We start from the raw sequence: 1,132 nt of genomic DNA on the forward strand, positions 1-1,132 counted from the left end.
GGAAGGGACGCCGATGACCGCCGGCGAACGCGATCCGCACCCCCGCGCCGACTGCACGGCCGACGCCTCGGGCCGCCTCACCGTCACCCTCTGCGGGCCCGCGCCGGAACACGCCCGGCTCGCGCTGGTCCGCCGCCCCGGCACGGGACGCCCGGAGGAGGAACCGCTGCTCATCGGCCTCCGGCAGAACGGCGACGAGGGCCGGCCGCGCGCCGAGCTGCCCCCGGAGCCCGCGCTGGAGGAGGGCCGCTGGGACACCTACCTGCTGACCGGCCCGGACGGTACGCGCCGGCGACTGCGCCCCCGGCTGCGGGACGTGCGGGCGCTCGTCGACGGCCGTCGACGCGACCGGCCCTCGCCGGTGGCGGTCCGGGTGCCCTACACCACCCGGGACGGCTTCCTCGCCGTCCGGGCCTGGCTGCGCACCGCGCACGCGGAGGCCGGGCCGCTCACCCTCGACGACGGTGCCCTGACCGTGCGCGCCCGGCTCCACGGGGCGCGGTGCGCCGACGGAGCGGCCGCGGTGCTGCGGCTGCGCGGACGCACCGGCACCGTGCGCGAACTGCCGGTGGAGACCGACGGCCGGGACGTCGCCTTCACGGTGCCCCACACCGGACCGGTCGACGACGGGGACCACATCTGGGACGTGTACGTGCGGCCCGCCGCGGACGCACCGCTCATCCGGGTCGGCCGCCTGCTCGACGACGTGGCGGACCGCAAACGCGTCCACGTGTATCCGCGGGTCACGGTCGGCGGGTCCGGACTGCGGCCCTACTACACCGTCGACAACGACCTCTCCTTCGCGGTGACCCGGGCGGCCGAAGGCTGACGGCCGGCCCGCGGACGCCGGGGCCGGGGGAGCGGGAGCGCGGTCAGGCGGCCGCCGCGAGCGGTCGGCGCCCGGTGCCGTTCCCCCGGCCGGACGCTTGACCGTGCACCGTGCCGGACGGTTGTGTCGCCCCCATGACCCAGTCGCCACCCGGCCGCCGCCCGCGCGCCGCCCTGGCCATGTCCCCGGCCGCCGCGGCCGCCGTCCTCGACGCCGAGTCGCTCGCGGCCCTCGCCGAGGTCTGCGACCTCACCGGGCCCCCGGTGCTCGACGACCTGACCACCCCCGGGGCGCGTGCCGTGC

General features: G+C 78.7%; 1 protein-coding gene and 1 pseudogene. Both read left to right on the top strand.

The window, feature by feature from the left end:
• The first annotated feature begins 13 nt into the window (after positions 1-13).
• On the top strand, positions 14-829 hold the full coding sequence (locus tag G3I53_RS04885; RefSeq protein WP_164438047.1) for a transferase: 816 nt from the start codon (positions 14-16) through the stop codon (positions 827-829).
• A gap of 134 nt (positions 830-963) precedes the next feature.
• Positions 964-1,132 (top strand): annotated as a pseudogene (locus G3I53_RS33615) (hydroxyacid dehydrogenase); the annotation flags it as partial.

The organism is Streptomyces sp. SID14436 (assembly GCF_010548465.1).
In the GTDB taxonomy this organism is placed as follows: domain Bacteria; phylum Actinomycetota; class Actinomycetes; order Streptomycetales; family Streptomycetaceae; genus Streptomyces.